This window comes from Erythrobacter sp. K21-9 (assembly GCF_055808355.1).
In genome coordinates this window covers 876469-901033 of the sequence record NZ_CM147866.1, presented here as the reverse complement: position 1 = coordinate 901033, position 24565 = coordinate 876469, and the positions used below count along the sequence as shown (strand labels likewise).

The following is a 24565-nucleotide window of genomic DNA, read 5'->3' as shown; positions in this document are numbered from 1 at the left end:
CGGAGCGGCTAAAACTGCGTCGAATCAAAGCCTAGGTTGCAATTGTGCAACTGCACACAACTGATTTGACGGGAAGTGCCATCTGCGCTGGCGTTTTTCGGAAGATCGCCGGATAAAATATTGATTACGAACCATTCTTGGGATGACCCGACCTAAGGATTGATACAAATTAGGGCTTGTAAGAATTGCCGGACTTCGCTAACTCGGGTCCGAACCAGATTAATTAAGAGCTCACAGGAGACGAATCGATGAAAATCCGTAACCTCGCATTGGCTACCGCAGCGGTTTCGCTTGCTGCTTCGCCTGCGATCGCAGAAGCAGCTTTCGAGCGCAGCGCTGCTCCAGTTGAAAGCGAAAGCGAACTCGAGGGTGACGGTTCCGGCATCATCATCGGCATTCTGGCTGCTGCCGCAATCATTGCTGGCATCATCATCGCTGCAGACGGCGGTGACGACGTTCCGACCAGCCCGTAAGCTTCGGTCGATACCAATTCAAAGGGGCTCCTTTCGGGGCCCCTTTTTTTGTCCAGTACCCGCGCCTCGATCGCATTGTTCCGACAGTCAGGTGCCCCCCACGATATCGGTAGTCGGCCTATTGCGGGTCACCGAAGGATAAGGCCGCACCGCCGCTCCCAGCTCTGAGAACTCTCAGGCCTCGGCTGTTGGCTCGTCCTCGTTTGCGGCAGCAGCCGCGGCCTTAGCGTCCTTTTCCACCGCACGTTCCTGCAGCCTCATCAGCAGCAGCGACCCTTCGAACAGGACCAGCAGCGGCAGGGCGAGAATGACCTGGGAGCCGGGATCAGGCGGCGTGACAATCGCTGCCAGCGCAACGACACCGACCACAACATAGCGCCGCGCCCCCGCCATCTGCGCGCGCGTGACGATCCCTGCCCTGTGAAGCAGCATCAGCAGCACCGGCAGCAGGAAAGTCAATCCGAAGGCCAGGATGAACTGCATTACGAGATCGAGATAATCGCCCGCCGCCGGCAGCGCCTCTACAGCCAGCCCGCCCGCGTCGCCGCCAAAGCCGAGGAACCACCTGAACGCGGTCGGCATGACCACGAAATAGGCGAGCGATGCGCCGCCAATGAACAGCACGGGTGTTGCGATCAGGAACGGCAGAAACGCCTTCTTTTCGCGCGCGTACAGGCCCGGTGCGACGAACGCCCAGAGCTGGTTGGCGATGATCGGAAAGCTGACCATGAACCCGCCGAACAGGCCGACCTTCAAGTCCACAAAGAACAGCTCTGGCAAGCGGGTGAAGATGAGCTGGCCCTCCCCGTCGGGAAATGCCGCTTTCAGAGGCTTCACCAGAAAGGCCAGGATTGGATCGGCGAAATACAGGCAGATCCCGAAGCCGATCATCAGCGCAAACACCGAGCGCATAAGGCGCGAGCGCAGCTCCACCAGGTGATCGAGCAGCGGCGCGCGCGTCTCGTCTATGTCGGATATCTCGAAGGCCATTGCCGCTGCCTACTCCGCCGTTTTTCCGCGGGAGCCGCGGATGTCCTTGCGAGGCGCCAGGGGCAATTCGGGAGCGCCGTCATCGGCCTCGGGAGCAGGATCGTCGGCCATCGGATCGGGCCCGCCTTCCGGCTCGCTATCGGCGGCAATTGGAGGCGGCCCGGTCATGACCGGTTCGCCCGCATCGACTTCGGCGTTCACGGCGGTGCGCTTCATGATCGCCTCGTTCTGCGCCTTCCACTTCTTTTCCATGTCCTCAAGCTCGGCCTCGCGGACCATCGCATCGATGCCGGTGCGGAAATGCGCGGAGACTTTGCGGACCTGCCCGATCCAGCGCCCGGCCGGTGCGCATCGCACGCGGCATTTCCTTGGGACCGATCACGAGGATCGCCACGATGACGATAACAAGAAGTTCAGCAGCGCCGATATCGAACATTAAGTGCTTTCAAGCGGGCGAGCCGCGTGTAGTCGCAGCGGTTAGCTGGCGGAATCGCTGCGGTCACCGGTCTTGGTTTCAGTGGGCGGCACATCCTTTGTCGGAGCCTCGATCTGCGCCTTTGCGGCGCTATCGGCTTCCTCTTCCTCGGTCATGCCTTTTTTGAAGCTGGAGATGCCCTTGCCAAAATCGCCCATCATTTCGGAGATACGACCGCGCCCGAACAGGATCAGGACGACAAGCGCCACGATTACGATTTGCCAGATGCCGATACCGCCCATGCGAACTCTCTCTAATTGTGTGTGAACCCAATATAGGGCCGATCACGCCTTCGCGCCAGTCGGGATGATCCAGCGGCGCGATTTTGCGCGGATCGTCAGTGCGTATCGGGGTCCGATTCGCGCGTGCCGGGTTCCTCGCTCGTCGACGCTTCGTCCGCGTCTGGCGGGCTTCCCGCGCTCTCCATCGCCTCTTCAAGCGCATCGTCCACCGGATCGAGCAGTCCGGCAGCGCGCAATTCCTCCATGCCGGGCAGGTCGCGGCGCGAAGAAAGCCCAAAATGGTCGAGAAATTCCAGCGTGGTTGCGTAAATGACAGGGCGTCCGGGGACTTCGCGGCGTCCGGCCAGCTTGATCCACCCGGCCTCCATCAACACGTCGAGCGTACCTTTCGCGGTCTGCACCCCGCGAGATCGATTCGATTTCCGCGCGGCTGACCGGCTCATGATAGGCGATGATGGATAGCACTTCGGTGGCGGCCCGGCTCAGGCGGCGGACCTGCTCGCGCTCGCGCCGCAACAAGTGGGCAAGGTCGGGCGCGGTTTCGAAATGCCAGCGTTTCCCGCGCTCGACGAGGTGCACCCCGCGCTCGGAATAATGCGCCGCGAGCGTCTTCAATCCCTCGCGCACTGCCGCGTTTTCGAGCCCGCCGAGATGGGTGGAGAGCGCATCGACGCTCATCGGGTCTTCAGCTGCGAACAGGGTCGCCTCAAGCGCGCGCTCGATCTCGTCAAGCGTGCGCGCGGGCGCAGCGTTGCCGGTCGGCGCGTCACCAGTGACTGCGGTTTCGCTCATGCTGCGGCCTGTTCCTTCAATCGCCGGATGCGCAGCGGAGAAAACGCCGCGTCCTGTTCGATCTCGGCGCGGCCAAGGCGGGCAAGCTCAAGCGCCGCTACGAAACTCGATGCGAGCGCCGACTTGCGCAGCGCCGGTTCGGCGTGCCGCGGCAGGAAGTCGCGGATATCCATCCATTCGAGCGTCACGCCCAGCATAGCGGAAACGCGGTCGAGCGCGCTGTCGAGCGTCATCACCGGGCGGTCGGCGACGTGGTAGATGCGCGGCGCAGTCCGGGCCTTCACCTGCCCATACGCCTGGATGAGCGAATAGGCATCGCTCTTCCACTGGGTCTTGCGGTCGATCCGCAGGCCCTCGGGCGAACCGCGCAGGAATGTGTCGCGCCCGACCCGGTCGCGCCCCATCAGCCGCGCCGCCGCCTCGCGCATCGCGCCAAGCCGCTGGAGCCGCAATTGCAGGCGCAGGGCGAGCTCTTCGGGGCTGGGGTCTTCCTGCTCTTCCTTGGGCAGGAGCAGCGAGGATTTGAGATAGGCCAGCCATGCCGCCATCACGAGGTAATCGGCTGCCAGCTCGAGCCGCAGCTCTTCGGCGCGTTCGATATAGGTCAGGTACTGGTCGACCAGGGCGAGGATCGATATCTGGCGCAAATCGACCTTCTGCCGGCGCGCAAGGTCGAGCAACAGGTCCAGCGGCCCTGCCCACCCGTCAAGCTCAAGATAGAGCGCCTCGTCGCCTGCTTTTGCGCTCTGCGTTGCAGTATCGTCATCGGCCCAGCCATCAGGCATCTGAGCCATTGGCTCATCCATGCCTGCTACGCCGCCTGTGAACATGAAGCCGTCTTCGGGAGGTCCGGTCACGCCGCTTCTCCCGTCAGCGCGAGCAAGGCATCGCGCTTGGCCAGCAATTCCGTTTGCGCGCCGGGGATATTCGGCTCGATCCGGGTGTCCTCAAGCGCGCGGTCCAGTCGCTCGGACGTCTTGTCCGACATGGCCGGCAGCCGCTCGCAGATGCCCTGCATATCGTCCATCTTCGCCCAGCAATTGAGCACGAGATCGCAGCCCGCTGCATGGGCGCGGGCCGAACGCTCCGGGATGGTCCCCTCAAGCGCCTCCATGTCGATATCGTCGGTGAGCAGCAGGCCGTCGAAGCCGATTTCGCCGCGGATGATGTCGCGGATGATCTTGGCGGACAACGTGGCCGGATTGTCGGCATCCCACACCGGGAACAGCAGGTGTCCGGTCATCCCGATGGGCGCCGAATTGAGCGCGCGGAAAGGCGCGAGATCGCTCTCCAGTTCCTCTGCGCTCGCATGGACGGTCGGCATTTCCTTGTGCGTGTCGACGCTGGTGCGCCCGTGGCCGGGCATATGCTTGATGCAGCCCGCAACGCCGCCTGAAGCAAGTCCTTCGAGGATCGCGCGACCAATCGCAGCCACCTGCACCGGATCACTGCCGAGCGCGCGGTCGCCGATTACGTCATGAGCACCTGCCTGCCGCACATCGAGCGGAGGATGGTAATCGACCGTGATGCCCATTGCGGAAAGCTCCAGCCCCATTGCGTGCGCATTGGCGCGGGCCGCTTCGATGGCGCTGGCCGGGGCAAGATCGTACAACCGGTCGAACGCTTCCCCGGTGGGATAGGCCGACCAGTGCGGCGGGCGCAGGCGCGCAACCCTTCCGCCTTCCTGGTCAATCGATACGAGCAGCCGGTCACGTCCGTGGAGCGCACGCAATTCATCGGTCAGGGCTCGCAATTGCTCCGGATTTTCGCAATTTCTACCGAACAGGATGTAGCCCGCCGGATCCGCCTCGCGGAAGAAAGCGCGCTCATCGGTACCGTCAATCTGGGGCCGCTGCATCCGAAAATCGCCGGAATCATGCGATGAGACTTGCAGGAGGCACACCGTCAGGCAAGCGCGCTAACCACCTATTGTGGGGGAAAACGGGACGGTGCGCGCAATACGGCAACCATTCGCCTCGCGTCGGCTTACGATTTGACCGCGCAATCGAGACCGTCTGCCTTGATCTTGCGGCACAATTCTTCGGCGGCTGCGCGATCGGGCATGACCGCCTGGAGGCGGTACACGGTGCTGCCATCCACCACGCCTGTCACGATCCGGTTCTTCACGCCGTTCAGCACATCGGTCTGCCGGGTCAGCGTCTGCCAGCCGGTTTGCGCCCTCGAGCGTGAGCCATAGGCGGCGAGCTGGACGCCGACGCCCTGCGGATCGGCGGGGACGATCTTGGTTGCAGTGTCGTTCTCGGCTGCCGGACCCGGATCCGATCCGACAATTGCAATGGAGGGAGACGGCGCCGCCTCCGGGGCATCGTCGCTGCGCATCTGCCCTTCGCGCACCTGACCTTCGCCCACGGCGGGTGCAACATTGCCAGTTCCAGCAAACTCCTTGCCGCCCGGATCCTCGGGCCGTTCCTTGATCGGGCCTTCGGGCGCCTCGATCGTGCTGCCATCGGCGACGATATCGCTGTCACCGACACTGCCTGTCAGCAGGTAGATCGCACCCACGATCCCGACGAGAATTGCGAGCAAGACCACGCCGAAACCGACGATCTGGGCGGTATCGACACCGCCAGCGGCCTCGTCCTCTTCATTCGATTCGAGCCAGGGCAGGCTGTCGGTCTCTGACAGGTCCAATTCCCCGTCGGTGTTCTCAATTTCTTCGAATTCAGCGTCGATTACCACGGATCTGCAACCTTTCCATCGAGCCTGAGCATACCATCAGGTTAGCTAACCGCTATAGAGATTCCACGGCTTCCACACCCAGCACATTCAGGCCGTTGCGAATCACCTGCCCGATTGCCTGCGCGAGGAAAAGCCTCGCCTCGGTCAAACCCCTATCCTGTTCCACGATGAACCGCTTTTGTGCGTCATCGTTACCCAGGTTCCAGAACGCATGCAGCTCTGCCGCCAGATCGTAGAGATAAAACGCGATTCGGTGCGCCTCTCGCGCCTTGGCGGCGGATTCGATGATCCGCGGGAACTGCGCAGCGTTGCGGATCATGGCGATCTCTTCGTCGCCAAGCTGCTCCAATGCTTCGGAAGACGGCGCGAACCCGGCCTCCGCTGCCTTCCGCAGCGTCGAACGGATGCGCGCATGGGCGTACTGCACGTAGAAGACCGGATTGTCCTTTGAAGCCTCGACCACCTTGGCGAAGTCGAATTCCATCTGCGCTTCGGGCTTGCGGCTCAGCATGGTGAAGCGCACCACGTCCCTGCCGACTTCCTCGATCATGTCGGCGATAGTGATGAAATTGCCCGAGCGCTTGGACATCTTGACCGGCTTTCCGCCGCGCATCAGCTGGACCATCTGGACCAGTTTCACGTCGAACGGGATCGGCTCGCCCTGCCCTTCGGAAAGCGCGGCCACCGCCGCCTTGATCCGCTTGACCGTGCCTGCGTGATCGGCGCCCCAGATGTCGATCAGTTCATCGGCATGCTCGGCCTTTTGCATGTGATAGGCGAGGTCGGCCCCGAAATAGGTCCACGCACCGTTCGACTTCCTGATCGGGCGATCCTGATCATCGCCGAACTTCGTCGAGCGGAACAGCGGCAGTTCGACCGGCTCCCAATCCTCGGGCGGAGCCTTGCCCTTTGGCGCTTCGAGCACGCCGTCATAGACGAGGTCATGCTTGCGCAGCCATGCCTCGGCTTCGTCAGGCTTGCCAGCAAGGTGCAGCGCCGCCTCGGACGAAAAGACGTCGTGCCTGATGCCGAGCAAGGCGAGGTCGGATTTGATGAGGTCCATCATCTTTTCGACCGCCTCGGCGCGGAAATAGGGGAGCCATTCTTCTTCCGGCTCTCCCAGATGCTTGTCGCCAAGCTCCTGCGCGAGATATTCGCCGATCGGCTTGAGGTAATCGCCGGGATAGAGGCCTTCGGGAATGGCCCCGATATCCTCGCCCAGCGCCTCGCGGTAGCGCAGATGCGCCGACCGGGCGAGCACGTCGACCTGGCCGCCCGCATCGTTGATGTAATATTCGCGCGTGACCTTGTGCCCGGCAAATTCGAGCAGGCTTGCAAGCGCATCGCCCACCACCGCCCCGCGGCAATGGCCCATATGCATCGGCCCGGTCGGATTGGCCGAGACATATTCGACATTGACCATCCGGCCTTCGCCCATCGACGAACGGCCATACCGGTCTCCCGTTTCGACGATGGCAGCGAGCTCGGCGAGCCATGCGGATGGGTCGAGCCGCAGGTTGATGAAGCCCGGTCCGGCGATGTCCGCGCTCGTGATGCTCGGGTCGGCCCGGAGCTTTGCGACGACCTGCTCGGCCAGCGCGCGCGGGTTGGTCTTGGCCTGCTTGGCCAGCACCATCGCGGCATTGGTGGCGAGATCGCCGTGCGAAGGATCGCGCGGAGGTTCTACCGTGACATTGGCAAAGCTTGCATCGGCAGGCAGCACGCCTTCGCTCGCCAGAGCGGCAAGGACAGCTTCGATCTTGGCCGCGTAGGCAGCGTAAAGGGTTTGGCTTTGGGTCATTTCACCGGCGCAGTTAGCGGAAAGTGTAAGCGGGGCAAAGGTCGAGTATGGAGCGCCAGACGACGCCAACGGCGTCGCAAGGCCGACCGGTCGCCCGCAGCGATGCGGCTGGATGCCGCTTGAGCGAGGATACCGCGCGCCGGATGGCGTGCGAAACCACTAGCGCGTAGCGTTGTAAGCCAATTGATCCTCGGACAATTGGAAGCCGACAAGCATCTCGAACCGGCTGCGCTGGATCGCGGCTTTTACTTCAGGAGCGGAAAGCGGGTCGAGCGCTGCATCGACATCGCCAGGTCGTCGGCGCCGGGTGATCCGTTCGCGGATGTCTTCAGGCAAGGTCGCATCGGCGCGGTTCACGAAGGAGCCCGCCTTGCCGCTGGCGCTCGCGCGCTCCTGCCCGTCGGCGAAATTCAGCGTGACCTGTCCGATCCGCTTGGTAACTACGGCGCTGCCGCCGCGCAGGACCGTAACGAAATACGGCAGAGTGACAGTCCGGGCGCCGCGCACATCGCTGCGCCGGGCATTCACATCGAACGTCGCCTCGGTATAGACCCGCTCGCCCGTTTCGTTGCAGGTCGAACGCAGGTTCGTCATGCTGGCGGTCATGTCGAGATTGGCGAGCGTGGGGTCGCCGGCTGCGCGAAACGCGGTGATGTCCCCAGTGTAGTCGGGAATGCCGACCGCCGGGCACGATGACAGGACGGCAGTGATGCCGACGCCCTGGTCCACCACCAGTTCACCTTCGCGGGCGCATCCTGCCAATGCAGCTGCGAGCGCAAAAGCGGGAAGAACACGGGTGCGAAATGCCATGAAAAACACGTCCTTGAATTATCGATCCAACAAGCCGCTGCACAATCGGCGCGGCATTCGTTCTCGCCCTAGCGGTGCGCGCAGCAAAGCGCTAGAGGGAGCCATATGAACGCCCCATTTCCAACCACTGACGCCTCAGACAGGAAACCTGTCTCCTCGGACGAACCGCTCAACCTGCTCATCGCGGCGCCCCGCGGCTTTTGCGCCGGGGTCGACAGAGCCATCGAGATCGTCGAAAAATCGCTCGAGCGCTACGGCGCACCGGTCTATGTCCGGCACGAAATCGTCCACAACAAATATGTCGTCGAAGGCCTGAAGGCCAAGGGCGCGATCTTTGTCGAGGAACTGGACGAAGTGCCTGCCGATGCACCGGTCGTATTCAGCGCGCACGGCGTCCCGAAAGCCGTCCCGGCAGAGGCGGAGCGGCGCAACATGGTCTATCTCGATGCGACCTGTCCGCTGGTGTCCAAGGTGCACCGCCAGGCCGAGCGCCAGATCGAAAAGGGCCGCCACATCATCTTCGTCGGCCACGAAGGCCACCCCGAGGTGATCGGGACGATGGGCCAGGTCGAACCGGGCCAGATGACGCTGGTGGAAACGATCGAGGACGTGGACAAGCTGCCGTTCGAGAGTGACGAGGAACTCGCCTATCTCACGCAGACAACCCTGTCGGTCGATGACACAGCCGAAGTGATCGCCGCGCTGGAATGGCGTTTCCCCAATATCAGCGGACCCAAGGCCGAGGACATTTGCTACGCCACCTCGAACAGGCAGGCGGCGGTCAAGGATCTTGCGCCCGATTGCGACCTTGTACTGGTTATCGGCGCGTCCAATTCCTCCAATTCGCTGCGGCTGGTCGAGGTTTCCGAGCGACTCGGGACACCGGCAAAACTGATCCAGCGCGCCGACGAGATTGATCCTGCATGGCTCGAAGGGGTCGAAACGCTCGGCCTCACAGCCGGAGCTTCCGCCCCCGAAGTGCTGGTCCGCGAAGTTGTCGATGCGCTTGGCAAGCTGCGACCGATCCACGAACGCACGATCACGGCGGCAGAGGAAAAGATGGTGTTCAAGCTGCCGCGCCAGCTCACCGAGTAATTCGGAAAAGCGCCTGCACTCATGGCGGTCTACACCCATCTTGGCGCGGAACAGCTGGCCGATCTCATCGCGCATTACGATGTCGGCGCGCTTGTTTCGGCAAAGGGTATTGCCGAGGGCGTGTCCAATTCCAACTGGCTGATCGAAACCTCCGGGCCTGATGGAAAGGGCAGCCGGTATATCCTGACGATGTATGAGCGGCGGATCGAGCTATCGGACCTGCCATACTTTCTCGGCCTGCTCGATCACCTCTCGGCCAAGGGATGCCCGGTCCCGCGCACGATCCACGACCGCTCGGGCGCGGCATACCGGATGGAGCATGGCAAGGCGGTCGCCCTGATCGAATTCCTGCCCGGCGTTTCCCCCACCCTGCCCAGCGCCGAGCAGGCACGCGCCGTGGGGCAAGTGCTGGCGAACATGCATCTGGCGAGCGGTGACTTCGGACTTTCGCGCGCGAACACGATGGGCTTTGCCGACAATCTCGCGGTGCTGGAACAATGCGGGCCTGGCGGCCTTGGCTCGATCCATCCGGACCTGCCCGCCATGCTCGCGCCTGCGCGCGATGCTGCCGCTATCGACCTGCAGACGCTGCCGCAGGCCCATATCCACGCCGACTTGTTCCCCGACAATGTCCTGATGCTGGATGACGAGGTCACCGGCCTCATCGATTTCTACTTTGCCTGCAGCGGGGCAATGGCGCTCGACCTCGCCACGACCCACACGGCCTGGTGCTTTGACGAGGCGAACGAATACCGCGCCGATCTGGGGCGGGCCATGATAGCTGGCTATGAAAGCATTCGCCCGCTGCAACCCGCAGAGCGAGCCTTGCTTCCGGGAATAGCGAAAGGCGCCGCTCTGCGATTTGTCGCGAGCCGCGCCGAAGACTGGCTCGACACCCCCGATGATGCGCTCGTAATTCGTAAGGATCCGATGCAATTCGTCGCAAGATGGCACGTTTACGACGAATTGGGCGAAAAGGCCTTTGACTGATCGTAAACACGAGTCGATGAAACGACCTATGAAACAAGTCGAGATATTCACCGATGGTGCGTGCAAGGGCAATCCCGGACCGGGCGGCTGGGGTGCGCTCCTGCGCATGGGCAATCATGAAAAGGAGCTGTCCGGCGGTGAGGCCGACACGACCAATAACCGGATGGAGATGACCGCCGTTATCAAGGGGCTCGGCGCGCTGATCGAGCCGTGCAAGGTCGATCTCTACTCCGACAGCAAATACGTGCTCGACGGAATCACCAAGTGGGTCGAGGGCTGGCAGAAGCGCGGCTGGATCACGGCGAGCAAGAAACCGGTCCGGAACGCCGATCTGTGGCATGAACTGATCGAGGTGTCAGCGCGCCATGACGTCGACTGGCATTGGGTCAAGGGTCATAACGGCCATCCCGAGAACGAGCGTGTGGACGAGCTTGCCAGCAATGAGGCCGAACGCGCTGCAGTGAGTGAAGACGTCGCGCCCGAATAAAAACGGGCGCCACCCCGGTTGAGGCGCGCCCGCTTTGGTCAGAGACCGGTCTGCAGCTTAGCTGTTGTCTTCGACCGGAGCGTCCGGGCCGTTTTTCTTGATCGAGATCGATGGCGTTTTGCGCTGAGGATTTGCTCGAATAGCCCTGCGTCGAAAACATCACTTCGGAATTGTAGCTGAAGCGCACCCGGTATTCTTCGGCCTTGTCTTTGTAGATTTCAAACTTGTGAGCCATTCTAATTCTCCCTGTGATGGTCGTTAAACTCGCCGTGCACCTTACAGATTGCTTGGTCCTTGGCTAGGCATCGGCGCTCGCAGCAGCGTTATGAAAGCGTGCCGGTGTGTAGCGGGCCGGGTCAATTTCGCGGGTCATCGCGTCCGGCGCGTTCCCGAGCATGATCTGAGCGCCGAGGCGTGCGGCGGCAGGAGCGGTCTGGATGCCGAAGCCGCCTTGCCCTGCAAACCATAGGAAACCGGGCACTTCCGGGTCGCGGCCGTAGACCGGAAGCCTGTCCGGCGCGAAGCTGCGCAGGCCTGCCCAGCGCCGCTCGACCGCTTCGATTTTCCAGTCGGTCACGTGCTGGAATCGGTCGATCACGCGCGCGACGTCGATCTCCTCTGGTGCGGCATCGCATGGAGCGGTGGGGATTTCGTCATGCGGGCTGAGCCACAAGCGGCCATTGTCGGATTTGAAATAGAACCCGCCATTGATGTCGAGCACCAACGGCATGCCGGCCGGCGCTTCGGGCGAGACCCGCAACTGGGCAACGGTTCTGCGTTTGGGATCGATGCCCAGGGGACGCGCTCCGGCGAGCTGCGCCATTGTATCGGCCCACGCCCCGGCGGAGTTGACGATTGATTGAGCGCGGTAGGTTTCCCCGCTTTCGGCAACGATCCGCCAGCCATCTTCGTCTCGTTCGAGCCCGCAGACCCGCGCGCGGCAGGTCAGCTGCGCTCCGGCCTGTCTGAGCGATTTCAAGTAATGCTGATGCAGGCCCGCTACATCGATATCGGCGCAGGCCGGTTCCCAGATCGCATCGCACCATTCCTCCCGCATATGCGGCATGCGGTTGGCGAGGCCTTCACGCCCCAGCCGCTCGATCGTGACGCCTGTGCCGCTGAACGTGTCGAGAAAATCATCGAGCTTTGCCGTGTCTCCGGCCTGCCCGACATACAGCGCACCGCGCGGGCGCAGGAAGCCGTGTTCGCGCAGGAACTTCCCCGATGCGAGTGTCAACGGGACGACGCCCGGCCCGCCATAGCACTCCTCCCAGAACGCTGCCGAGCGTACCGGTCGAATGGTAGCCGGGCACATCTTCGGCCTCCAGCACGATCACCGATGCGTAAGGGGCAAGCTCGGCGGCAATGCTGGCGCCGGCCATCCCCGCCCCGATCACCGCAAAATCGTAAACCACCTGCGTCACGCGCTCAGGCTGCTTTCGCCGGAGCGTGAGTGTCGAGAAAATCTGCGATGGCCTGCATCGCGGCCCGGCGCACATCATCGACCTCGCGCAGGATTTCGTGTGCGGCCTCTTCGCCGAATTCATGGAGCTTGCCATTAGGCAGCCGCTGCGCTGCGCGGACATTGGCCGCGTGGCTCACCAGCTTGTCGGCACTGGTCGAGACGATCAGGACCGGCGTTGTCACGCTTTCAAGCGCGCCCGGCTCCTCCAGCTTGCGCCACGAGGCATAAGCCCGCTCGACCCAGCGCCAGCTCGCCGGACCCATCACCAGTTCGGGCCGGCGATCGCGCCACCATTGCTCGTCCTCGTAGCGTTCCGGATCGTGTGTGAGCAATGTCTTGCGTCCTATCGGTAGTTCACCGGGCTTCTCGCTCCACTTCCACGCCTGCCGGGTCGGATCGCCGACCTTGGTCATCACGGTCGCGACGCCGTGCAGCATTGGCAGCGGCAATGGCGGACCGTTCATGCCCAGCATCGGCGCGCTCAGGAATACCGCCTGCGGGTCGACCCGGCGTTCGACCAGCGCGCGCATGAGAAGATGCCCGCCCATCGAATGCGCCGCGAGGATGTGCGGACCAGGGGTCTCGGCCTTCCAGGCCTGCCAAAGCTCGGTAAGGTCGTCGATCCAGATTCCGAAGTCCTCGATGTGACCGGTGACCTCGTCCTTGCCCAGCCGTCCGCTGCCCGCTTGCCCGCGCCAATCGGCTGCGGTGACGCGCCAGCCTGCGCGGTGCCATTCTTCGAGGCTTTCGAGATATTTTTCGTAATTGTCGCCGCGGTACGGGAAAAACAGGATCGACCCGCGCTGTGCGCTTTCATCCTCGCGCGCGCCGGGCCAGTCGATCCGGCGCAGGACGTGACCGTCATGTGTCTCGAATACGCCCTCTGTCGCAGCAGGCGGTATGGCCCGGCGATCGATCGGCGGATCGGACTGCGGCTTTTTGGTAACTGAAGAAGCTTTGCTCACGTGGCTAATATCTGCCCTCTGGTCGTGGTTACTGTTTGGTAAGCACTCGCCTGTAGCACAACACTCAAGAGGACCTGCCGGACCGTTCGACAGGCAACCCCTGGGGGCCAGATGCTTACGACCTACCTTCACTACGGGCTGCTGATTGCCTTGGCAATCGGACTGCTTATTGCCGCGTTTACAGATATGCGCAGCCGCCAGATCAGCAACAAGCTGAACCTGGCCATTGCCATTGGCGCGCCGTTGTTCTGGTGGAGCAGCGGGCTTTCGCTGTGGCCCGGCGTCGCCATGCAGCTTGGCGTGGCGCTTGCCGCCTTTGCCGTTCTGGCCGCGATGTTCGCAGCCGGACTGATGGGCGGCGGCGACGTGAAGCTGCTGACTGCGCTCGCTCTGTGGATCGAGCCGACCGCGTTTCTCCAATTGCTGATCATCATGGCGATCGCCGGCGGCGTGCTCACTGTCGTGATGGGCGGCTGGCATTTCCTGCGCCGGCAAAAGGAACGCCTCGCAATTCCATACGGTGTCGCAATCGCATTCGGCGGGCTCTGGGTGCTCGCCGTCAACTACCTTCCGAAGAACATGCCGGTGGCGTGAACTTCATCTTAACCAATTCGGACGTACGGATTGAAACCATACCCGCCCGATCATTTTTTAGGGCCGAAACGAGGGGGCTAGAATAGCCATGGATAGGAAGAAGCTGGTACTGCTGCTTGGAGCGCTGATCGTTGCGGTCGGCACTGCTTTTCTTGCGCGCAGCATGTTCGCCGAAGGTGCCGCACCGGAGGCCGTCGCGGCCCCCGAACCGACCGGACCCAAGGTGCTTGTCGCCAACCGGGCTCTGCCTGCGGGCACCATCATCACTGCCGATGCGCTGGGTTACCAGCAATGGCCGGAAGAACTCGTTCAGGACGCATACTTCCTGAGCGGAGAATCCGATGTGAACCAGCTTCTGGGCACTGTCGTGCGCTTCCCGGTGACCGCCGGTGAACCTGTGACGCAAGGTTCGCTTGTCAGCCCCGGCGACCGCGGCTTTCTTGCTGCGGCGCTTGGCCCGGGCATGCGCGCTGTCACCGTGCCGGTTTCGGCTCGCACCGGTGTTGCAGGCTTTGTCTTCCCGGGTGACCGCGTCGACCTCGTTCTCACGCAATCGCTCGAAAACGTGATCACCGATGTCGATCTGGAAGGCGCCGAGACCATCCTTCGCAACCTGCGCGTCCTCGCCACCGACCAGTCGACCGAATCCGTCAAGGATGAGGACAACAAGACTATCGTACGTGCATTCCGCACGGTGACGCTCGAAGTTACTCCGAAGCTCGCCGAAAAGGTCGCTGTCGCCCAGACCATGGGTACACTCAGCCTCGTCCTGCGCTCGATCGCGGACAACCAGGCCGAGCTCGACCGCGCGATCGCCAATGGCGACATCGACATCCCCGACGGCGCTTCGGCCGAAGAGGAAGAGCGTATCCTGCAAACTGCAATTGGCCGTCCGGTCGATGGCAAGCAGACATTCCAGACCGCGCTCGATGTGTCGAAGTTCCGCCTTCAGGAAGAACGCAAGGCGCAGGCCGCTCTTAACACGGCCCGCACCGCAGCAGCACCGGGTGTCCCGGCTCAAGCTGGCGGCGTTCCCGTCCATCAAGGTCCGACCGTCCGCGTAACCCGCGGCAAGGCCACCAGCGAAGTGCCGGTCAGCGGCTCACGTTGAGCCTGCAAGCTGACCGAACGCTCAGGGGAATAGCAATGCTTCGTCACACACACCGTTTCCAAGCCGCACCTGCGGTCAAGCCGAAACACATGGGGGGTCGAAAGATGACACGCCAACTTACTGCCAAACTGCTTTTGGCATCCATCGCCGCAGCGCCGCTTGCCGCAGTTCCGGTCAGCACCGCAACCGCACAGCAAGTCGTCAGCCCGACCCAGGAAATCGTCTTGTCGATCGGCAAGGGCGAGCTGGTAACGATCCCTGGTTCGATGGCCGACGTCTTCGTCGCCAATGACGGGGTCGCGGATGTCCAGGTCAAATCGCAGCGCCAGCTGTATGTCTTCGGCAAATCCGGCGGCGAGACGACCATCTACGCAAGCAATGCTCGCGGCGATGTGATCTTCTCGGCCAATATCCGGGTAGGCTCGAACATCGGCAGCGTCGATCAGATGCTGGCCCTGGCCATGCCCGATGCGAGCGTGAATGTTGCCACGATGGGGACCAACACTGTCCTTCTGACCGGCACAGTCGGCGCTCCGGAGGACGCAGCCGAGGCCGAGCGCCTCGTCCAGGCCTTCCTCGGCGAAGAAGCCAATGTGATCAGCCGTCTGAAGACCGCAACTCCGCTGCAGGTCAACCTGCAGGTGAAGTTCGCCGAAGTCAGCCGCAGCCTTGTTCGCCAGATCGGCGGCAACCTGTCGACCTATGACTTCTCGACCGGCGGTTTCCGCGGTGCTATCGGCACCGGTCGCCAGCTCGGCAACGGCGATTTCCGTCTTGACGGTCCGCTTGCTGTTGGAAACGGCGTGCAAAACCCCGGCCTGATCGTCGGTGTCGATCCGACCACCGGCGAAAACATCGTTATCGAGGGTCCGGGTATCAACTCCGATGGCAACACGACCCTTGGTGGTTTGGGACGGCTGTTCGGCCTCGATGTCCTTGGCGCGCTCGATCTCTCGGAGCGCCTCGGCCTAATCACCACGCTTTCGCAGCCGAACCTGACCGCGCTTTCGGGTGAAACCGCCACGTTCCTTGCTGGCGGCGAATTCCCGATCCCAGTCAGTCAAGGGCTCGGCAATGTCTCGATCGAGTATCGCGACTTCGGCGTCAGCCTGGCCTACACCCCAACCGTCCTTGCCAATGGCCGGATTTCGCTGCGGGTTCGCCCTGAAGTGTCCGAGCTGTCGACCCAGGGCGCGGTTACGCTCAACGGTTTCCAGGTCCCGGCGCTCACTATCCGCCGCACCGAGACGACTGTGGAACTCGGCTCCGGCCAGAGCTTCATGATCGCAGGCCTGATGAGCAACAATTCGCAGAACCTGCTCGACAAGGCACCGGGCCTCGGCGACGTTCCGATCCTTGGCAACCTGTTCCGCTCACGCGAGTTCCGCCGCGGCGAAACCGAGCTGGTGATCGTGGTTACTCCGTATCTGGTGAAACCGGTCAACGACCGTGACATCAAGCTGCCGACCGACGGTTTCCGTTCAGCCAACGAGCTCGAGCAGTTCATCGGCTACCAGGATAACGCCGGCGTCTCGGGCGAACAGCGTCCCGGTCCGACTGCATCGGGTCCGGACGCTCCGAACCCGGACATCAGCAATGCCGATCCGGCTGCGATCGTCCCGACCAGCGCTCCGAAGGATCCGCGCCGGGCCGATAAGAAAAAGCGTAAGAAGGACCGTAAGGCAGACGCCGCGGCTCCTGGCTTCAGCCTCTAATTCGAGAAAGGTGAGAACGATGCACACTGCATTTAAAAGCAAACTGGCCAAGGCGCCGCTACACGCTCTTGCACTCTCGATGGGGCTGGTCCTTGCCGGCTGCGGGGGGATGCCGACGAACACGTCGCTCTACAGCACCAAGCAGCCAGTGGTCGAAAAAACCAACTTCACTTTCGACGTGAACACCAACGCGCAAGGCCTGCCGATTTCCGAGCAGTCCCGGCTGAATGGGTGGTTTGAAACCATGGACCTCCGCTACGGCGACCGGGTCACGGTGGAAGATCCTTCGAACAGCCCCGCCGTGACGAATGCCGTCAATGATCTTGCCGGACGTTATGGCCTGATCGTCGAAGAAGTCGCACCGACGACCGCTGGCTATCTCCAGCCTGGTCAGGCCCGCGTGGTCATCTCACGCTCAACCGCTTCGGTTCCGGGCTGCCCGGACTGGTCGGCGAATTCGGACATGAATTACGGCAATGGATCAAGCCCGGGTTACGGTTGCGCCGTTAACGGCAACCTGGCCGCCATGGTCGCCAACCCGCAGGACCTGCTCGAAGGGCAAGAAGGCACGGGTGAAACCGTGATCGCCACAGGGACCAAGGCAATTGATAGTTATCGTGAAGCCACGCCGACCGGCGCAACTGGTCTGCAGAATGCTCAAGGTCAAGGAGGACAGTAATCATGAACGCTCCCTGGAAATCAGGTTTGCCCGGAAATCGTGACGCTTTTGCAGCGTATATCTGCGATGATGCCGCACTCGACGTGCTACGCCCGGTCGTAATCGAAATGGGCTGGCAGCCCGAAAAGTGCAATAAGGGCGGCCTGCGTAATGCAATCCAGTCGCTTTCTGTCAGCGCGAGCCCGGCCATCCTTATCGTCGATCTTTCGGAAAGCGGAGATCCGCTCAACGATATCAACGCTCTGGCAGAAGTCTGCGAGCCGGGCACGGTGGTTATCGCCATCGGCCAGGTCAACGATGTTCGCCTGTACCGCGACCTCGTCGCGAGCGGCATTCACGACTATCTGCTGAAGCCATTGAATGCACAGCAACTGCACGATGCGCTCAATCAGGCGCTGGCAGTCTTCACCTCGCCCAAGTCGGGTGACGGCGAAGCGGTCAAGAAGCACATTTCGACAGCCGTCGTGGGAACACGTGGCGGCGTCGGTGCCTCGACGCTGGCAACCTCGCTGGCATGGCTGTTTAGCGGCGAGCACGATTCGCCGACTGCGCTGCTCGATCTCGATATCCACTTCGGAACCGGCGCGCTTGCGCTGGATCTGGAACCGGGCCGCGGACTGACCGATGCGATCGACAATCCGAGCCGTATTGACGGCCTCTTCATCGAGCGTGCCATGACGCGCGCCAATGAAAAGCTTTCGATCCTCTCGGCTGAGGCACCGATCAGCCAACCGCTGATGACTGATGGCGCAGCGTTCGTGCAACTGGAGGAGGAATTCCGCCAGGCGTTCGAAATGACCGTCATCGACATGCCGCGCAACATGCTGATCAACTTCCCGCACCTGCTCGCGGACGTGAACCTGGTCGTTCTGACCTGCGAACTCACGCTGGCGTCGGCGCGCGACACGATCCGTGTCCTTTCGTGGCTCAAGACCAACGCTGCTCACGCACACCCGATGATTGTCGCCAACAAGGTGCAATCTGGCGTAGCCGAGATCAGCAAGGCCGATTTCGAAGCCTCGATCGAACGCAAGATCGACTTTGTTGTCCCTTACGACATCAAGGCCGCATCCAACGCAGCCAAACTTGGCCAGGTGTTCGTCGAAGCGAACAAGTCAAGCAAGGCAAGCGCCGTGATCCGCCAGATTGGCACACGCATCATCGGCGCAACCGAAGAAGATCTGTCCTCGCTCAGCGAAGACAAGAAATCGCTCCTCGGCGGCTTCGACCTGAAATCGCTGCTGGCGAAGAAGGACAAAGCCGAAGTGGAAGAACCGGCTGAATAAGCCGCTCTTCACCTCTCCTCCGATCATCCGCCTTGCGGACGTTCGGGGCGGCGGGGCGGGCCGTCTGATCGGCCTTGAGGCAAGGCTGCGACTGGCGCAGCGCAACGTAGGAACTTGGCGGGAAGCAATAGTATGGACTTTACCCAAACACTGCTCATTACCGGCGTAATCTTTGTCGTGATCGTGGTGGGCTACCTCCTCGTGACCGGTTCGGGTGCAGGCAAGGCGCAAAAGCGCCGCCTCGACGCGCTGCGGTATCGCCACTCGGAGAACACCGACACCAAGGTTGAATCGCAGCTGAAAAAGGCGATCGCTGCGCGCAAGCCGAAAGCGCACCGCGTCGCAGGCTCCGGTTCGCGCGTGGAAGCGTTGACCACCCGGCTCGACCGGACCGGTAAGGACTGGACCGTTACTCAGTATATCTACGCATCGATCGGCCTTGCGCTGGTCATCACGATGGCGATTTACCTGCAATCGGGCGCGTTCTTGCTGTCGCTTGGCGTTGGCCTGCTGATCGGTGCGGGAATTCCGCACTTCGTGGTCGGTTACTTCATCAAGAAGCGCACCGCCAAGTTCAACGAGAAATTCCCCGATGCCATCGAATTGCTGGTGCGCGGACTGCGTTCGGGCCTGCCTGTGACCGAGACGCTTGCTGTCGTCGCTCAGGAAGTTCCCGGGCCGGTTGGTGCCGAGTACAAGGGCATCGTCGAGCGGATCAAGATCGGTAAGACCATGGAGGATTCGCTCCAGGAAACCGCCGACCGCCTGGGCATTCCGGAATTCAACTTCTTCTGCATCACCCTCGCCATCCAGCGCGAGACCGGTGGTAACCTTGCAGAGACGCTGTCGAACCTTGCCGACGTGCTGCGCAAGCGTTCGCAGATGAAGCTGAAGATCAAGGCGATGAGCTCGGAATCGAAAGCTTCCGCCTACATCGTCGGCTCGCTGCCCTTCCTCGTCTTCATCATGGTCTACATGGTCAACCCGACCTATCTCGGCGGATTTTTCTACGAGGACCGCCTGATTGTGGCCGGCCTTGGCGGACTGGTGTGGATGAGCATCGGGGTCTTCATCATGGCCAAGATGGTCAGTTTCGAAATCTAGGCGGGAAGGACAACAATCATGCTTCAACAACCCGCAGGACCAACTCTGCTCGGCTTTGACGTTATTCTCGTCGGAACCGTGCTGGCCGGCCTCGCCGCCTTTGCCGTGATCATGGCAATCTACGCCGCGGTCACGATCAAGGACCCGATGGCCAAGCGCGTCAAATCGCTCAACGAGCGCCGCGACGAGCTGAAGGCCGGGATCATCACCCAGGGTTCGAAAAAGCGCGCAAGTCTGGTTCGCAAGACCGACAACACCGACAAGGTCAAAGAAAAGCTGAGCAACATGAAGGTGCTCCAGCAAAGCCAGCTGGAAGCCGTTCAGCAGAAGCTGGCTCATGCCGGGTACCGCAATAAGGAACTGGCGGTCTACATCATCGGTGCACGTGCGATCCTGCCGATCGTGCTGGGCGCATTTGCGTTCCTGATGATCTACGTCGTCGAATTCTTCCCCGATTGGGGACCGTTCACTCGCCTTGGCGCTACTGCACTGGTCGTGTTCCTGGCCTACAAGGGTCCGGAATTGTACCTCGGCAACAAGTCGTCGAAGCGCACCAAGGAAATCCAGAAAGGCCTTCCCGACGCGCTCGACTTGCTGGTGATCTGCGCCGAAGCCGGTCTGACCGTCGACGCCGCGTTCAATCGCGTCGCAAAGGAACTGGGCCGCGCCTATCCGGAACTGGGCGACGAATTCGCCCTCACCGCGATCGAGCTGTCGTTCCTCAACGAACGCCGCCTCGCCTTCAACAACCTTGCCTACCGGGTCGATCTCGAAGCGGTCCGGGGCGTGGTCACGACGATGATCCAGACCGAACGGTACGGTACACCGCTCGCCAGCTCGCTGCGCGTGCTGTCGGCCGAATTCCGTAACGAGCGGATGATGCGCGCCGAAGAGAAAGCCGCGCGTCTGCCGGCAATCATGACGGTACCGCTGATCCTGTTCATCCTCCCGGTTCTGTTTATCGTGATCCTTGGCCCAGCGGCCTGTGCGATCTCCGATACTCTCATCAACCGCGAGTAAGTCACGCGAGTACATCGAGGCACGATGCTCGCACGGTAAAGGGGTCGGTCAGGTTCGCCTGGCCGACCCTTTTCTTTGGTCAGCTATCGCCCGCAAGCGTCGCCGCGCGGTCGTGCATCCGGTCCAGCAGATCGCGGAATTGCTCGCGTTCGTGCGGCGCAAAGCCTTCGAACAATTCGCGCTCCGTCGCCAGCGCAAGCGGCATCACCTCGCGGTGGATCGAGGCGCCCTCTTCTGTCAGTTCGAGCAGGTGCGAGCGGTACGTCGGCCTCGTTCGGGACGCGCTGGATCAGCCCGCGTTCTTCGAGCACCTTGCACGCCCGGTTGACTGCGACCTTGTCCATGCGCGTCACCTGCGTCAGCGCCTGCTGCGTGCAGGCCCGCTGCGTGCCATCGCCCAGCACCGCCATGATCCGCCATTCGGTGACCTTCAGGCCAAAGCGCTTGCGATAGCGCTCCGCGATCAGGTCGCTGACCGCGTTGGATGCGATCGAAAGCTGGTACGGGAGAAAGCCCGCAAGCCTCCAGTCGGCGCTGTTTTCGAGGGTGTCGTCACTCATGCGAAGTGGTATCACCTGAAACCATCGCGGTTGGCAAGTGCCGGGCGCGCAAGGCGCGCCGCCTGGCTGACCTATTCGTAGGTGCGCTCATCCCACCAGGGGTAGAAATCGGGCATGTCCTCGCTGACCTTGGCGGGGTAGCGCGGCTCGCGCTTTTCGAGGAAGCTTGCGATCCCTTCTTTCGCGTCGGCCCCGCGTGACAGGCGGTAGATCGCGCGGCTATCGATCTTGTGCGCTTCCATCGGGTGGTCCGCGCTCATCAACCGCCACATCATTGCCCGCGTCATCGCCACCGATACTGCCGAAGTGTTCTGCGCAATCTCGCGCGCCAGCTCGCGCGCCTCGTTCATCAGGACCTGCGGCGAGTGGACCGAGCGCACCAGCCCGCCTTCCTTCGCCTCCGCAGCGCCGAACACCCGGCCCGAATAGCACCATTCGAGCGCCTGGCTGATCCCCACGATGCGCGGCAGGAACCAGCTCGAGGCGGCTTCGGGCACGATCCCGCGCCGTGCGAATACGAAGCCAAAGCGCGCCGTATCGCTCGCCAACCGGATATCCATCGCCAGCTGCATCGTCGCGCCGACGCCCACAGCTACGCCGTTACACGCTGAAATCAGAGGCTTTTTCGATTCGAACAGCCGCAAGGTGAGCAGCCCTCCGCCGTCGCGCACGGTCGGATCGCTTAGATCCTCGACCTCGGTCGGGTCGGAGAAGACATGCCCTCCCCCTTCCGGCGTCAGGTCCGCCCCGGCACAAAAGGCCCGCTCGCCCGACCCGGTGAAGATCACCGCGCGCACGCTGTCATCGGCATCGATATCGTCCATCGCCGCCATGATCTCCGCCCCCATAGTCCGGGTATAGGCGTTCATCTTGTCCGGACGATTGAGCGTGATGGTCGCGATGCCGTCTTCCCTCTCGACGAGGATCTGGGTGTAGTCTGTCATGTTTCCCTCCGTGCACCGTGAGACACATGAGACAGTGTCCTGGGGTCAAAAGGTCCGCCTTTAGCAGACGGCCTGCCGGCTGCACCATAAGGGAAAGGAAGGGCCTTTTCATCGCCCAATTCGATAGGGCGGTGCGGCGATGTAGGAAAGCGAATATCTGACTGGGCCGCGCGCGCTGCGACGCGGCGGCATAGGGCCAATCGGGCGCGGTCTACCCCGACCGCTTTCGCCCTGTCAGCAAGTCAGCTCAGTGAGATTCTGCGTGTTGCTAAGGACGTTGTTCTGGCGCGAGCGCACGGTGAAGGCGTTTTCATAGCGGATGGTTGGCGCATCGAAAAACCCGGAGGAAATGAGCGGTTGGTACTCATAGGTCGCCTCCACAAACATCACCGCGGCATTCGGGCTGGCGAAAACCAGATTGTCGCTTGGACCGATACCGTCTTCGAGCAGATCATCATCGGCACCATCGCCCTCGACCGCGTAAGCCGGATCGACGTCGAGTGAGCCCCAGCAACGCTGCCAACTGATCATCTGGCCAGCATCAGTTCCACTTTGCCGATTGTCTTCGAGCGAAGAAAGCACCACGCGGCCATTCGGTTCGAAGTCGAGCGCGTTGCCAACTACCCCGGCACCGGCAAAAACCTCGTGAATATTGGCTTCGTCAATACCCACGTCGACGCGGCCCGCATTGTCCGCCACAGTCATTGCAAGCTGGCTGACGCGCAGATGTGAGATTGCCAGGTTGGACAATTCGAGCCCGGCCAAGACCAGCACAAGAAACATCGGCGCTGCGAATGCAAACTCGATCATCGCAACACCGCGTTCATCGCGTTGCATCCGGCGCATTAAGAGGCGATCAATTTTGCTCATCACATTGGCTCCGCACAGATGACCGGCGGCGTCGCCTGCGTGCCGTAGGGCTGGTTGCGGACCGCAGCCTCCAATGTCATGTCGATCGTCGATGGCAAACCAATCATGCCGTCGAGCGGCAACAGGCGAGGAGTCGACACGTTGGCGGTATAGAAAATGATATCATTCGCTCCACCGCGGCCATCGATTCCCGAATTGGTATCGGTGTCATATTCGCCATTGTTGTTGGCATCTTCCCAGCAATCGCCGTCGACTTCATCGTACGCGCCATTGCCGTTGACGTCAGTCATCAATTTTTCCGGATTGCCGATGTCAGAGAACTCGAAAAAGCTCCTCTGGGTAACGGTGATCGTCGCGCTCGACGCAACGGTGTCGACCCTATCGCGAATCATGTTTTCCACCTGCTCCTCGACGGTCTCGCCTTCGGAACTGAATTCTGGGTTCTGAACCGCTGCAGTACGCGCAGCATCGTTAAGCGCGCCTTGCATGACAGAACGGACATAGCTTTGGTATCCTAGATCCAGCCCGCCAAGGATCAGAACACACATTGGCCCGACTATGAACCCGAATTCCACGAGGGTCGCGCCCGACGTATCACGGCGCAGACGGGCGGCAAGGTTGCAAAGAAAAGTCATTTCGTGAGCCTCAAATTGCCGATACCCTGACCGATCTGCTCGAAGACTTCTTCAAGATCGGAACCGTCACTGGTGTAGAAGTGCGCGCTGCTGGTGGCGCAGGGCTCGACGTCATCCGTATCGGTGACATCCAACGCGATCACCCAGATTGTAACCCCCATCGACTTTGCGACATCGCAAACCGAGTCGAAGCGAGAAAGGTGCGCTGCAGTCTGCAGATCCCAAGTGTCAGTCCTATCCTGATAGCGCTCGACGCCGTGCGCAGAATACAATCGATCACCTGTATCGAGCATGCCGTCGGTCATGAAAACGATGTGCGGATTGACCGCAATGCCGTCAATTTCCGTCGGATTATCCCCAGCGAAGAAGCCGGTGCGAGAAATGAAGCGCGTGCCCCACAACATCCCGACATCGTGGTAAGTACCACCGGTTACATTGGCTGTGGCAGTGTTTACGGCGGTCTGAAAATCAGACTCGCTTCCGTAAGCCTGCAGTCGCACCGCTGGGGACGGGCAGCCGTCCTGCGATTCGCCTTCCTGCACGTCTGGATCGTAGCGACCGAACTGGTGCAATGTATCACTACCGCTTGTTGCCCTATCATCCACATCGGCCCGGCGGATTAAGTCGTCAATCTCGAACGGAGTGTAGTCATTACCGATGCTCGGGCGTTCCTCGATGCAGGCTTCTCCGCTCGTGCGGTAAGCTTCTAGGTCTGCCTCAGCACCCCCTGAGACGTCCCAGGATGAGTCGTCGATACTCACG

At 61.8% G+C, this 24565-nt stretch carries 23 protein-coding genes and 5 pseudogenes; 11 read left to right on the top strand and 17 right to left on the bottom strand.

The features are described from left to right. The first annotated feature begins 248 nt into the window (after window positions 1-248). Entirely contained in the window at window positions 249-473 is a 225-nt protein-coding gene (locus AC0L39_RS04525; RefSeq protein ID WP_473261072.1) for a hypothetical protein, read from the top strand. Window positions 474-647: 174 nt separating this feature from the next. Here AC0L39_RS04525 and tatC read toward each other — a convergent pair whose 3' ends face one another. The 9 genes and pseudogenes from tatC to AC0L39_RS04480 form a co-directional block, all read right to left on the bottom strand. Next, window positions 648-1463, bottom strand: a complete 816-nt coding sequence (gene tatC / locus AC0L39_RS04520) for a twin-arginine translocase subunit TatC (protein ID WP_473261070.1) — start codon at window positions 1461-1463, stop codon at window positions 648-650. Window positions 1464-1472: 9 nt separating this feature from the next. Next, window positions 1473-1899 (bottom strand): annotated as a pseudogene (tatB, locus tag AC0L39_RS04515) (Sec-independent protein translocase protein TatB). A 41-nt stretch (window positions 1900-1940) separates the two neighbouring features. After that, window positions 1941-2180, bottom strand: a complete 240-nt coding sequence (locus AC0L39_RS04510) for a twin-arginine translocase TatA/TatE family subunit (protein WP_473261068.1) — start codon at window positions 2178-2180, stop codon at window positions 1941-1943. 95 nt (window positions 2181-2275) lie between these two features. Then, window positions 2276-2858 (bottom strand): annotated as a pseudogene (gene scpB, locus AC0L39_RS04505) (SMC-Scp complex subunit ScpB). 110 nt (window positions 2859-2968) lie between these two features. Further along, a complete protein-coding gene (locus AC0L39_RS04500; RefSeq protein ID WP_473262270.1) occupies window positions 2969-3757 on the bottom strand; it encodes a segregation and condensation protein A in 789 nt (262 codons plus the stop codon). Between the two features lie 68 nt (window positions 3758-3825). Next, window positions 3826-4850, bottom strand: a pseudogene (nagZ, locus tag AC0L39_RS04495) (beta-N-acetylhexosaminidase). A gap of 108 nt (window positions 4851-4958) precedes the next feature. Continuing rightward, window positions 4959-5672 (bottom strand): SPOR domain-containing protein, encoded by a 714-nt coding sequence (locus tag AC0L39_RS04490; RefSeq protein ID WP_473261066.1) that lies wholly within the window; start codon window positions 5670-5672, stop codon window positions 4959-4961. A gap of 52 nt (window positions 5673-5724) precedes the next feature. Then, the gene (gene argS / locus AC0L39_RS04485) at window positions 5725-7473 is read right to left on the bottom strand and encodes an arginine--tRNA ligase (RefSeq protein ID WP_473261064.1); all 1749 of its coding nucleotides are present in this window, start codon (window positions 7471-7473) and stop codon (window positions 5725-5727) included. Window positions 7474-7632: 159 nt separating this feature from the next. Continuing rightward, on the bottom strand, window positions 7633-8283 hold the full coding sequence (locus AC0L39_RS04480; RefSeq protein WP_473261062.1) for a hypothetical protein: 651 nt from the start codon (window positions 8281-8283) through the stop codon (window positions 7633-7635). A 105-nt stretch (window positions 8284-8388) separates the two neighbouring features. Between AC0L39_RS04480 and ispH the strand changes: the two genes are divergently transcribed. From ispH to rnhA, 3 genes are read left to right on the top strand one after another with little or no spacing between them, the layout of a single operon-like run. Beyond that, a complete protein-coding gene (ispH, locus tag AC0L39_RS04475; protein ID WP_473261060.1) occupies window positions 8389-9378 on the top strand; it encodes a 4-hydroxy-3-methylbut-2-enyl diphosphate reductase in 990 nt (329 codons plus the stop codon). 21 nt (window positions 9379-9399) lie between these two features. Further along, complete coding sequence (locus AC0L39_RS04470) at window positions 9400-10368, top strand: homoserine kinase (protein WP_473261058.1); 969 nt, start codon at window positions 9400-9402, stop codon at window positions 10366-10368. 28 nt (window positions 10369-10396) lie between these two features. After that, window positions 10397-10855 (top strand): ribonuclease HI, encoded by a 459-nt coding sequence (gene rnhA / locus AC0L39_RS04465; protein ID WP_473261055.1) that lies wholly within the window; start codon window positions 10397-10399, stop codon window positions 10853-10855. 57 nt (window positions 10856-10912) lie between these two features. Here rnhA and AC0L39_RS04460 read toward each other — a convergent pair. The 3 genes and pseudogenes from AC0L39_RS04460 to AC0L39_RS04450 form a co-directional block, all read right to left on the bottom strand. Next, window positions 10913-11090: pseudogene (locus tag AC0L39_RS04460) on the bottom strand (YegP family protein). 63 nt (window positions 11091-11153) lie between these two features. Beyond that, window positions 11154-12237 (bottom strand): annotated as a pseudogene (locus AC0L39_RS04455) (NAD(P)/FAD-dependent oxidoreductase). A gap of 46 nt (window positions 12238-12283) precedes the next feature. Next, window positions 12284-13285 carry an alpha/beta fold hydrolase gene (locus AC0L39_RS04450; RefSeq protein WP_473261053.1) on the bottom strand — a complete coding sequence of 334 codons (1002 nt, stop codon included), beginning with the start codon at window positions 13283-13285 and terminating at the stop codon, window positions 12284-12286. Between the two features lie 111 nt (window positions 13286-13396). On the opposite strand from AC0L39_RS04450, the gene AC0L39_RS04445 reads away from it, so the two are divergent. From AC0L39_RS04445 to AC0L39_RS04415, 7 genes are all read left to right on the top strand, one after another. Continuing rightward, complete coding sequence (locus AC0L39_RS04445) at window positions 13397-13879, top strand: A24 family peptidase (protein WP_473261051.1); 483 nt, start codon at window positions 13397-13399, stop codon at window positions 13877-13879. Window positions 13880-13967: 88 nt separating this feature from the next. Continuing rightward, window positions 13968-14990, top strand: coding sequence for a Flp pilus assembly protein CpaB (gene cpaB, locus AC0L39_RS04440; RefSeq protein ID WP_473261049.1), 1023 nt, complete (start codon window positions 13968-13970; stop codon window positions 14988-14990). Window positions 14991-15094: 104 nt separating this feature from the next. Beyond that, on the top strand, window positions 15095-16705 hold the full coding sequence (locus tag AC0L39_RS04435) for a type II and III secretion system protein family protein (protein ID WP_473261047.1): 1611 nt from the start codon (window positions 15095-15097) through the stop codon (window positions 16703-16705). A 19-nt stretch (window positions 16706-16724) separates the two neighbouring features. Then, window positions 16725-17384 carry a CpaD family pilus assembly protein gene (locus AC0L39_RS04430; protein WP_473261044.1) on the top strand — a complete coding sequence of 220 codons (660 nt, stop codon included), beginning with the start codon at window positions 16725-16727 and terminating at the stop codon, window positions 17382-17384. 2 nt (window positions 17385-17386) lie between these two features. Further along, window positions 17387-18670 carry a pilus assembly protein CpaE gene (locus AC0L39_RS04425; RefSeq protein WP_473261042.1) on the top strand — a complete coding sequence of 428 codons (1284 nt, stop codon included), beginning with the start codon at window positions 17387-17389 and terminating at the stop codon, window positions 18668-18670. Window positions 18671-18802: 132 nt separating this feature from the next. Then, on the top strand, window positions 18803-19774 hold the full coding sequence (locus AC0L39_RS04420; protein WP_473261040.1) for a type II secretion system F family protein: 972 nt from the start codon (window positions 18803-18805) through the stop codon (window positions 19772-19774). An 18-nt stretch (window positions 19775-19792) separates the two neighbouring features. Next, complete coding sequence (locus tag AC0L39_RS04415; protein ID WP_473261037.1) at window positions 19793-20794, top strand: type II secretion system F family protein; 1002 nt, start codon at window positions 19793-19795, stop codon at window positions 20792-20794. An 83-nt stretch (window positions 20795-20877) separates the two neighbouring features. On the opposite strand, the gene AC0L39_RS04410 is transcribed toward AC0L39_RS04415, so the two are convergent. From AC0L39_RS04410 to AC0L39_RS04390, 5 genes are all read right to left on the bottom strand, one after another. Next, window positions 20878-21354: a MarR family transcriptional regulator gene (locus tag AC0L39_RS04410; protein ID WP_473261034.1), complete on the bottom strand. Its 477-nt coding sequence runs from the start codon at window positions 21352-21354 to the stop codon at window positions 20878-20880. Between the two features lie 71 nt (window positions 21355-21425). Continuing rightward, on the bottom strand, window positions 21426-22298 hold the full coding sequence (locus tag AC0L39_RS04405; RefSeq protein ID WP_473261032.1) for a crotonase/enoyl-CoA hydratase family protein: 873 nt from the start codon (window positions 22296-22298) through the stop codon (window positions 21426-21428). A gap of 234 nt (window positions 22299-22532) precedes the next feature. Then, window positions 22533-23168, bottom strand: a complete 636-nt coding sequence (locus tag AC0L39_RS04400) for a TadE/TadG family type IV pilus assembly protein (protein ID WP_473261030.1) — start codon at window positions 23166-23168, stop codon at window positions 22533-22535. Next, window positions 23168-23743: a TadE/TadG family type IV pilus assembly protein gene (locus AC0L39_RS04395; RefSeq protein ID WP_473261029.1), complete on the bottom strand. Its 576-nt coding sequence runs from the start codon at window positions 23741-23743 to the stop codon at window positions 23168-23170. The genes AC0L39_RS04400 and AC0L39_RS04395 overlap by 1 nt, the downstream gene beginning before the upstream one ends. A 56-nt stretch (window positions 23744-23799) precedes the next feature. Then, window positions 23800-24564, bottom strand: coding sequence for a hypothetical protein (locus tag AC0L39_RS04390; protein WP_473261027.1), 765 nt, complete (start codon window positions 24562-24564; stop codon window positions 23800-23802). Between the last annotated feature and the right edge of the window lies 1 nt (window position 24565).

Excerpts from the sequence above, each read along its gene's own strand:
- AC0L39_RS04525 (WP_473261072.1), top strand. The coding sequence starts at position 249 with ATGAAAATCCGTAACCTCGCATTGGCTACCGCAGCGGTTTCGCTTGCT.
- tatC (WP_473261070.1), bottom strand. The coding sequence starts at position 1,463 with ATGGCCTTCGAGATATCCGACATAGACGAGACGCGCGCGCCGCTGCTC.
- AC0L39_RS04510 (WP_473261068.1), bottom strand. The coding sequence starts at position 2,180 with ATGGGCGGTATCGGCATCTGGCAAATCGTAATCGTGGCGCTTGTCGTC.
- AC0L39_RS04500 (WP_473262270.1), bottom strand. The coding sequence starts at position 3,757 with ATGCCTGATGGCTGGGCCGATGACGATACTGCAACGCAGAGCGCAAAA.
- argS (WP_473261064.1), bottom strand. The coding sequence starts at position 7,473 with ATGACCCAAAGCCAAACCCTTTACGCTGCCTACGCGGCCAAGATCGAA.
- AC0L39_RS04480 (WP_473261062.1), bottom strand. The coding sequence starts at position 8,283 with ATGGCATTTCGCACCCGTGTTCTTCCCGCTTTTGCGCTCGCAGCTGCA.
- ispH (WP_473261060.1), top strand. The coding sequence starts at position 8,389 with ATGAACGCCCCATTTCCAACCACTGACGCCTCAGACAGGAAACCTGTC.
- AC0L39_RS04470 (WP_473261058.1), top strand. The coding sequence starts at position 9,400 with ATGGCGGTCTACACCCATCTTGGCGCGGAACAGCTGGCCGATCTCATC.
- rnhA (WP_473261055.1), top strand. The coding sequence starts at position 10,397 with ATGAAACAAGTCGAGATATTCACCGATGGTGCGTGCAAGGGCAATCCC.
- AC0L39_RS04445 (WP_473261051.1), top strand. The coding sequence starts at position 13,397 with ATGCTTACGACCTACCTTCACTACGGGCTGCTGATTGCCTTGGCAATC.
- cpaB (WP_473261049.1), top strand. The coding sequence starts at position 13,968 with ATGGATAGGAAGAAGCTGGTACTGCTGCTTGGAGCGCTGATCGTTGCG.
- AC0L39_RS04435 (WP_473261047.1), top strand. The coding sequence starts at position 15,095 with ATGACACGCCAACTTACTGCCAAACTGCTTTTGGCATCCATCGCCGCA.
- AC0L39_RS04430 (WP_473261044.1), top strand. The coding sequence starts at position 16,725 with ATGCACACTGCATTTAAAAGCAAACTGGCCAAGGCGCCGCTACACGCT.
- AC0L39_RS04425 (WP_473261042.1), top strand. The coding sequence starts at position 17,387 with ATGAACGCTCCCTGGAAATCAGGTTTGCCCGGAAATCGTGACGCTTTT.
- AC0L39_RS04420 (WP_473261040.1), top strand. The coding sequence starts at position 18,803 with ATGGACTTTACCCAAACACTGCTCATTACCGGCGTAATCTTTGTCGTG.
- AC0L39_RS04415 (WP_473261037.1), top strand. The coding sequence starts at position 19,793 with ATGCTTCAACAACCCGCAGGACCAACTCTGCTCGGCTTTGACGTTATT.
- AC0L39_RS04410 (WP_473261034.1), bottom strand. The coding sequence starts at position 21,354 with ATGAGTGACGACACCCTCGAAAACAGCGCCGACTGGAGGCTTGCGGGC.
- AC0L39_RS04405 (WP_473261032.1), bottom strand. The coding sequence starts at position 22,298 with ATGACAGACTACACCCAGATCCTCGTCGAGAGGGAAGACGGCATCGCG.
- AC0L39_RS04400 (WP_473261030.1), bottom strand. The coding sequence starts at position 23,168 with ATGAGCAAAATTGATCGCCTCTTAATGCGCCGGATGCAACGCGATGAA.